The sequence below is a fragment of the Acidovorax sp. KNOB132 genome, assembly GCF_057541515.1.
This window is the reverse complement of sequence record NZ_BAAJYT010000171.1, coordinates 1-8,447: the sequence shown is the minus strand read 5'-3', so window position 1 is coordinate 8,447 and position 8,447 is coordinate 1. Positions and strand designations below refer to the sequence as shown.

The 8,447-nt window shown below is 71.2% G+C and carries 4 protein-coding genes and 1 pseudogene; 2 read left to right on the top strand and 3 right to left on the bottom strand.

The genetic code is table 11. The annotated features are described in order from the left end of the window. Positions 1-2,933 (top strand): annotated as a pseudogene (locus AC27IO_RS17680) (hypothetical protein); the annotation flags it as partial. 32 nt (positions 2,934-2,965) lie between these two features. Here AC27IO_RS17680 and AC27IO_RS17675 read toward each other — a convergent pair. Then, positions 2,966-5,203 (bottom strand): FUSC family protein, encoded by a 2,238-nt coding sequence (locus AC27IO_RS17675; protein WP_498739937.1) that lies wholly within the window; start codon positions 5,201-5,203, stop codon positions 2,966-2,968. A gap of 247 nt (positions 5,204-5,450) precedes the next feature. On the opposite strand from AC27IO_RS17675, the gene AC27IO_RS17670 reads away from it, so the two are divergent. Next, positions 5,451-7,268 (top strand): esterase/lipase family protein, encoded by a 1,818-nt coding sequence (locus AC27IO_RS17670; RefSeq protein ID WP_498739936.1) that lies wholly within the window; start codon positions 5,451-5,453, stop codon positions 7,266-7,268. A 74-nt stretch (positions 7,269-7,342) separates the two neighbouring features. On the opposite strand, the gene AC27IO_RS17665 is transcribed toward AC27IO_RS17670, so the two are convergent. Both AC27IO_RS17665 and AC27IO_RS17660 read right to left on the bottom strand, forming a co-directional pair. Beyond that, the gene (locus tag AC27IO_RS17665) at positions 7,343-7,648 is read right to left on the bottom strand and encodes a hypothetical protein (protein WP_498739935.1); all 306 of its coding nucleotides are present in this window, start codon (positions 7,646-7,648) and stop codon (positions 7,343-7,345) included. Between the two features lie 179 nt (positions 7,649-7,827). Beyond that, the coding region (locus AC27IO_RS17660; RefSeq protein WP_498739933.1) for an SDR family NAD(P)-dependent oxidoreductase at positions 7,828-8,447 on the bottom strand (620 nt) is incomplete at its 5' end.

The window sequence follows — 8,447 nt, the reverse complement described above, 5'->3', positions numbered from 1 at the left end:
CGGGCCCGGACACGGCCCCGGCGCTGGACGCCGCCACGCAGCGCACGGTGGAGCTGCTGGCCCGCATGCCGCGCGGCACCCAGGTGCTGGGCCACCTGCTGGCACCGGCCGCCGAAGGCACGCCCGACCACACCCGCCGCCACACGGCACGCCTGGCGCTGCAGACCGAGGCTGCGATGCGGGCCGCGCCCACGCCGCAGTTGCGCGAATGGCTGGCCGGCGCCTCCCATGCCGCCCGCACGGCTCTGCATGCCGCGGACCCGGCCCAGGCCCTGGCCGCCTGCACGGACGATGAGCGCGCGGCCTACCACGCCATCCGCAACGGCTACCGCAGCAACGCCAAAGGCTCCCCCTACGACCGCGCCAACCAGCACCTGCAGAAAATCGCGGACTGGCTGCACGACATCGACCACACCGAGGGCGACGCGCCCGGCACCGCCGCCCCCAAGAGCCGGCGGAGCCAGAAGCTCAACCCGCTGCGCTCGCTGCCGCAGGCCCTGCAGGTGGGATCGGCCACCGCCTTGCCCACCCCGAACCGCCGGGCGGAAGAAGAGCTGGAGAAGGCGGCGGACCACCTCACCCAATACCTCCGGGGCGCGCGTGCGCAACGGCCTGCGACCGAGGTGCCCTCCGAATCCGAGCTGGCCTGGCTGACCATCGCCGAGAAGATACGCTGGGCGCCCGAAGGCACCGAGCGCGCTTCCATGGTGCTGGACAACGCCCTGCTCGAAGGCATCCGGGCGCAATGCGATGCCGCGCGGCGCGATGCAGCGCGAAAAGCCGCCCGCCGTGGCGGCGAGATCACCACCGCCACGGAATCGCCCGCGATGCGCTTCGCATGGGAGCAGCTGCGCGCCCAGCCGCACACCGGCGTGCAAGCCCTCGCCCTGCTGCAGCACGCCTTGCTGAGCGAGCCGCTGCAAGAGGCGAACAATGGCCCCGCCACGCCATCGGTCGGCACCGATGGAGAACACGTGCACGCCCAGGGCAATGCCTTCCACGTGGCCCTGTACAAGGCCCTCAACCTGCTGCACGACGGGGACCCGGCCAACGCCACCAACAGCCGGGCGCTGTTCAACCTGCTGCGCGATGTGGCCCAGCACCTCGAATGGCGCGACCGGATGAAGCTGCTGGGCCAGAAGACCTACGGTGTCAACCTCGGCCCGCTGTCGGCGGCCGCGGCGATCACGAGCGCCGTGGGCCTGGGCGTCAAGCTCATCGGCGGCGTGCAGCACAACGAGGACCGCATCCTGGAGCTGTACCGGGGCCGCACCGGCATGTACCTGCAGATCACGTCCCAGTCCACCAACCAGGTACAGGCCGGTGCCGGGGTGAACACCGGCTACTCGGTCGCGATGGACACCGACCAGGCCAGCTTCGGCGTGACCGGCGGGGCCGACTGGCGCTGGCGCGGCGAGCGGAGCGTGGAAAACGGCGTGCAGATGCGCATGCCCCGGCTGACCAAGAACCGCGAGCCCCAGCTGGACGCGCAGTTCATCGACGCGCTGGAGCATCTGTTCGACATGGCGGCCCCCACCGGGGATGGCCAGCCGGCCCGCCGGGACTGGATGCGTGAGCTGCTGGCCCACCATCCCGAGCTGAGCATGGGGATCATCGACGACGCGCAGCGCAGCAGCATGGGCACCGAGACCAACGTGTCGCTCAGCGCGGGCGTGCGGGTGGGCGAGGTGGCAGGCAAGGGGCGGCGGGCCGGCGTGTCAGCGGGCGTGGGCGTCAAATCCCGGCAGGACAACGGCCAGACCCGCACCACGGTGGCCGGCTACATGACCACCATCTACCGCGATGCCACGGCCCAGATGAAGGTGGAGGTGTCGGGCCGCGCCACGCTGGGGGTGCAGTTCGCGGAATCCGTGCAGGACGATCCGAAGAACGGCCCGCGCCAGAAGGCCAGCGGCAGCCTGGGGCTGCTGGATGCCAGCTACGGCCGGGAGCTGGTCTCCAAGGCCGTGACCCACTTTTGCACGCTGTTCGTGTTCGACGACGAGATCGACCCGATGCGCAGCGACCGCGCCACCGATGTCTCGGAGTTCGACGTGTTCCAGCAGCTCGTGCGCGACGAGTGGGACAGCTGGTCCGCCTACGGGGTGGGCAAGCTGGGCGCTGCGGTGGAGGACGACTTGAAGCATGCCGCGTCCGAGCTGCAGCTCGAACATTTCATGGAGCAGACCCAGGCGTTCGCACAGGGCAACGGCCTGGCGGCCATGTTCGCCGACAAGGCGATGAAGGCGCCCGCCGCCCCCACGCTGGACATGTTCCGCGCGCTCGCCCGCATGGATGGCGAAGCTGCCAAGGCGCAGTTCGAGGCGGCCTGCGCGGGATACGAAAGCGCAGCCACGGAATTCGAGGCGGCCGGCATGGACCTGCGTTCCACCCGTGCGCATCTGAAGCACGCACGCAAGGCGCTGGAGGCGGACCAGACGGCCGCCGCCGCGGAGCACCTGGAGCAGGCCGCAGCACGCATGCAGCGCAAGGCGATGGGCAAGACCGGCCGGTCGCCGGTGATGGCGCGCCGAAGGGACGAGGGGGTGGAGCATATGAAGCGCGCTGCGCTGTGCCGGGAGCAGGGAGCCACGCGCCTGCGGGAGGCCCAGGTGCATGCGCAGGGCTTCGACAACCTCGTAGTGAGGGACGAACTGTGGGAGCCCACCCTGCTGCTGCTGCGCGAAAAGGCCAAGATCCTGCGCGAGCGCGGCCTGGACTTCTTCCTGAAGCGACAGAACAACCGGGGCGCCGAGGCCATGCGCACCGTGGCGCAGTGGATCTTGTACGAGCCCGTGCTCCGCGCGGACCCCGGCCATGAGGTGGAGCCGGCCGGGCAATGGAAGGCCACGGCGGCTACGCCTGCGCAAGCGCGCCTGCCCACCGTGCCCGAAGGCGACGAGGAAGGCGAGATCCAGGCCCACCGGGACTGAGCGCGTTCCCGGGGCCGCGCCCTCGGCCGCCCTCAGGCGCTGCGTTCGGCCACGGGCTGCGCGCCCGGCGCCTTCGTGTTCATGCTTTGCAGCACCTGGTCCGCATCGCTACGCAGCTCCTCGGCCAGCCCCACCGCCAGGCCCAGGCGGCGCAACAGCCACGGGCCGAGCTGGGCATCGAACGGGTCGGGCAGCGGCTCGGGGCCGGGCGAGACGCGCGGGGGCATACCCGCATCCGCCGAGGCACGCGGTGCGGACAGGGCTTGCCCGATGGCCTCGGCCGTGGTCGCCAGCGGCGCCTGCAGCCGCTCGGGCTCCAGGTGGCCGCGGCGCAGCAGCAGCATGGTCTTCACGGCCGTGAGCTGGGCCAGCAACTGGTAGCAGTGCACCTGCAGCCGTTCCAGGGGTTCGAGCGGCGGGCGCACGGCGCGCGGCTCCGACAGCGACCGCTGCGTGGCCTGCACCAGGGCCGAGAGACTGTCGTAGGCCTCGCGCCGCGCCAGCCGCCAGGCCAGCTCGGGCGCGTTGTCCACGGCCTGCAATTGCCCCAGGGCCAGCGCCTCGCGCGCATGCAGCGCCTGAGCGGCCAGGGTGCGCGACACGAGGGCGGGGATCTGCGTGCGCTCCCACGAGGGCAGCACATAGGAAAACGCCCAGGCCACGCCGGTGCCGATCAGGGTATCGGCCAGCCGCTCGAACAGCGCGAAGGCCGTGCTGCTGCCCGCATGCAGCATGTGCGACTGCACCAGCCCGAGCACGGTGGCCGCCACCGCGGTGATGAGGTAGCGCCGCACGGCAAAGCCATGGGCCACGGCCTGCGCCAGCGTGAGGCACACGATCAGGCCCAGCGCGGTGGGGTGCATGGACAGCAGCCCCAGCGCCAGCACGCAGCCCAGCAGCGTGCCGGCCACGCGGCTGTTGCGCCGCTCCAGGGTCTGCGCCAGGCTGCCGCGCAGCACCACCACGATGGTCAGCAAAATCCAGTAGGCGTGCGTGCCCCAGGGCAGTGCCTGCGCCACCGCGTAGCCCACGCCCATGGCCAGCGCCGCGCGGATGGCATGGCGCAGCGGCGGCGCATCCCAGCGCCACAGGCCGTTGAACGGATGCCACGACCACGCGGTGGGGCTCACGAACATCTGCCAGTTCGCGCGCACCACGGCCAGGTTGGGCTCGGCCTCGCCGCGGGCCAGGGCGATCATGCGCAGCGCCTCGTCGTTGATGTGGCCGATGCGGTCCGCCAGCCCGCGCGCCAGGAGGCGGGGCGACGGGTTGGCGCTCTCCGGTCCGGGTTGGGGCGCCTCGTCCCAGCGCAGGGCCGCCAGGTGGGGCCGGTGGTCGGCGAAGGCGGTGGGCCTGCGGCCGATGAGCATGGCGTCGGCCAGGCGCTCCATCTCGTCGGCCACGTGGTGCAGCACGTCGCGCAGTCCGACCACCACGGGCGCATGGCCGGGGTGGGCCTTGAGCGTGTCCAGGTCCAGCTCGCAGGCCAGCAGGTGGTCGCGCATTTCCAGCACCAGCAGCAGCATGCCGGCCAGCCGCTGGCGCCGCGGCGTGCGGGGCGACTCCAGCACGATGTTGCGCGCGGCCTGCAACTGCTCGGCCAGGGCCGCCTGCCGGTGCAGCAAGGCCCCCGCCAAGGCGGGCGCGGGCGGGCCCTGCAGATCGACCGGCGTGAACTGGCGCGCCTGCACGCGCATCAGCGCAGCGAGCGCCAGCAGCGCATCCGCCACCGACTGCACGCGGTAGCGCGCATTGAGCGCGTGGTTGGCCACCACCGAATACACCACATACAAAGCCGCCCCGAGCGCGAAATGCCCGGTGGTGGCCAGCGCCGCCGTCAACGGGTCCACGCCCGGCGTGGGCGGCACGGCCATGGAGAACACCATGGAGAACATCAGGGCCACCGCGATCGGCACGCCGCGCTTGCCCCAGGCCATGGCCAGGAACGCGACGAAGCTGGCTGGCACGATCAGCATTCCCAGGGCCAGCTCCGACGGGTGCAGCATCTGCACCCCGAAAAAGAGCGGCACGCCCAGCAGGGGCGCCGGCAGCATCTGCCAGAACTTGCCCCGCGCCGGGCCGGGCAGGTCGGGCGGCGCCGTGACGATGACCCCGACCGACGCCGAGGCGGCCGCCGCCGCGCCCAGCCACCCGTGCACCCCGGCCGAGATGAGCAGCAGACCGAAGGCCACCGACAGGCCGTTGAAGACATAGTGGCTCAGCGCCACGCGCAAGGCAGCCCGCAGGCGGTGTTCCGGAGAGATCCTCATAAGCCGGCGAGCGTACCGCAGCGCTGCGCGCCGCGGCGTCAGGCAGCGCCCCATTCGCGGGGCCGCCGGGTAACATCGGCCACCCCGTCGCCGCCCGGCCCGCCCCATGTCGCCAACCACCCCGCCGCCGCTCCACCGCACCTGGTCCCCTGCCCCGCGCCGCACACCCTGGTCAGGGTTTCGGGGGCTCGCCGCGCTGTGCGCAGCGGCCGTTCTGTGCGGCTGCGCGGGGGTGACGGTGTCGTCGATGTCCCCGCGCGAATACCTGTCGCAGCGGCGCGGCGACGTGCTCACCAGCGGCCGGGTCAGCGAGGCCACCGAAGAGGTGCTGCGCGTGATCGGCAGCGATGCCGATACCTGCGCGGACGACCTGGCCGACTGCCGCAACCAGCTGGCCGCCTCGAACGGCATCAGCGAGGAGCAGCGCCTGTCGGCGCTGGCCGAGGTCTGGCTGCAGGTGGGCCTCGAAGGCGAACGCGACCGCAGCGCGCCGCTGCCACCGAACGAGGCGCTCGATGCCTGGATGGAATCGGCCCGCCACGCCTGGGCCTATCTGTTCTTCACGCAGCGCTCCCCCGGCGAGCGCGCGTTCGAGGACCGGCAGACGCAGGTGCGCGACTACTACAACTTCGCTACGCAGCGTGTGGTGACCCTGCTGTTCCAGCGCTACCGCGCCGAAGGACGCCGGTCGGATGAGGCGCGTACCCTCGGCGCCTGGCGGATTTCCAGCGACGCCTCGGACATCCGCCTGCCCAGCGACGCCCCGCTGCCCGAGGAACTGATCCCGGCCACCACGCTGCGGTTTTCCGGCGTTCGCAACACCTACCGGCGCGATGGCTTCGGCACGGAGCTGGTGGCGGCGTCCGCCCCCGAGCCGGGCGAGCGAGCGCCCGCACCGTTCAAGGAAATGCCCTACCCCGCAGCCACCGCGCTGCTGCGGTTTCCCGGCAAGACGCTGGGCGAGGTACTGCGCACGCAGGAGGTGCAGGTGGCGATCTACGACCCCTACCATACCGCGCGGGTGGAACTGGGCGGGCAGCAGGTGCCACTGGCGGGCAACTTCACCGCGGGGTACGGCCTGTGGCTGGCGCGCTCGGGCTTTGCCACGCAGGCCATGCGCACCCTGCTGGGCTGGAGCGACCGGCTGGACGCGCCGCGCATCCACCTCATGCAGCCCTATGACCCGAACCGCCGCACCATCGTCATGCTGCACGGGCTGGCCAGCAGCCCCGAGGCATGGATCAACGTGGCCAACGAGGTTCTGGGCGATGCGCAGTTGCGGGACGCCTACCAGGTGTGGCAGGTGTACTACCCCACCAATGCGCCGCTGGCCCTCAACCAGCACGACATCCGGGAGGCCCTGGTGCAGACGCTGGCGCACTTCGATCCTGCCGGCACGGCGCGCGCATCGCGCGACATCGTGCTGGTGGGCCACAGCATGGGCGGCGTGCTGGCGCGGCTGCTGGTGTCGGAATCGGGCGACACGCTGTGGGACCAGGTCATCGGCCGCCCCGTGATGCCCCCGCAAGACCTGGCCCGGCTGCGTGAGGACCTGGGCCCCTTCCTGGTGTTCCATCCCCTGCCGCAGGTGACCCGGGCGGTCTTCATCGCCGCGCCCCACCGGGGAACGCCGTTCGCCAACAAGACCCTCTCGCGCTGGCTGGCCAACATGGTGACGCTGCCGCTGGCCGTGCTGGAGCGCTTCGGCGATGCCACCCGCGTGCTGGCCAGAGCCCATGCCGCGCAGCCCGTCGAGGGCGGGGTGCCGCCGCGCCTGCCCAACAGCATCGACAACCTGGGCGACACCGATCCGTTCGTGCGCGCGGCCGCCGACCTGCCGATCGGCCCGGGCGTGCGCTACCACTCCATCATGGGCCGCGAAGACCCGGGCACCCCGCTCGCGCAGTCGAGCGATGGCATCGTGCCCTACGGCAGCGCCCACCTGGCAGGTGCCGAGTCGGAGCTGGTGCTGACCTCGCACCACAGCGTGCAGGAGAACCCCCGGGCGATCCTGGAGATCCGCCGCATCCTGCGCGAGGCGCTCGCGGCCGAGCCGGTGCGCTGAAAGGCGAGCGCTGCATCCCGCGCCCCACCGCTGGCGCTCATGCCCGATGGAAAAGAATCAGCCAACCGCAGACTTCAGCCGCAGCGCCATTCAGCGAAAAACAATCTTTGGCCGTTCTGAACCGTGGGGGCGACACCGATGCCGAGCATCTGAACGGGCTGAGCGGGGAAAGGCCCCGTCCTGCATTTCTGCTGGGCATCGAAGAAAGTCGCATCCCGCACCTGGCGGCGGGTCGGACTGGTCGTGTTGGGCCCGAGGCCGGAGGCCGTGATCGTTTGTCCGCTTTGGGCAAGAACAGGGGTGGTACTCAACGCGGCAAGCAGAGCGAGCCCAGCCGTGACGAACGCGCCAGATTTGAAGACGGGTGGAAGAAAAAGCATGGATTCCCTTGTATTTGAGTTGCAGGCCCAACACTAAAACCAACCACCCAGGCGAGACAGGCCGAATGCGAAGCCTTTGTTCAGCCGGCGAATCCAACCGACCACGTCGCCGAGCGCGCGTCTGACCGCAATATTTGCAATCTGCCAGGCAAGCGCCTCGGTACCGGGCAATCACTCCATCACCGCCGGGCCAGGCGCACCTCGTTCGTGCCCTGGGCCGCGCCGCTTTGCGGCACCTGTTCGCCGGTGCGGTCGGCCACCTCGGCCAGGCGCGCGGCGAGCTGCTCGGGCACATCGGGCCCAATGCCCAGATGCACCCCCTGCGTGAGCGTGACGTGCGCCGCCTCGAAGGTGCCGGCGCCCGCGCACAGGATGGTGCGCGTGGGCGCGCTTTCGTGCGCCAGCACCAGCATGGCCGGCACCACGGCCTCGGGCTTGAGCGCGGCCAGCACCTCCTCGGGCATCAGGCCCTCGGTCATGCGGGTGGCGGCGGTGGGCGCGAGCGCGTTCACGTGGATGCCGTGCTTGGCCCCTTCGATGGCGAGCGTCTGCATCAGCCCGACCTGGGCCAGCTTGGCGGCGCCGTAGTTGGCCTGGCCAAAGTTGCCGTACAGGCCGGTGGACGAGGTCGTCATCACGATGCGGCCGTATTGCTGCGCCACCATGTGCGCCCACACGGCCTTGCAGCAGTGGGCCGCGCCCATCAGGTGCACATCCACCACGAGGCGGAAATCGTCCATGTCCAGCTTGCCGAACGACTTGTCGCGCAGGATGCCGGCGTTGTTGACCAGGATGTCCA

Bases quoted from the DNA above. Each gene is read 5' to 3' on its own strand.
- AC27IO_RS17675 (WP_498739937.1), bottom strand. From the start codon at position 5,203: ATGAGGATCTCTCCGGAACACCGCCTGCGGGCTGCCTTGCGCGTGGCG.
- AC27IO_RS17670 (WP_498739936.1), top strand. From the start codon at position 5,451: ATGTCCCCGCGCGAATACCTGTCGCAGCGGCGCGGCGACGTGCTCACC.
- AC27IO_RS17665 (WP_498739935.1), bottom strand. From the start codon at position 7,648: ATGCTTTTTCTTCCACCCGTCTTCAAATCTGGCGCGTTCGTCACGGCT.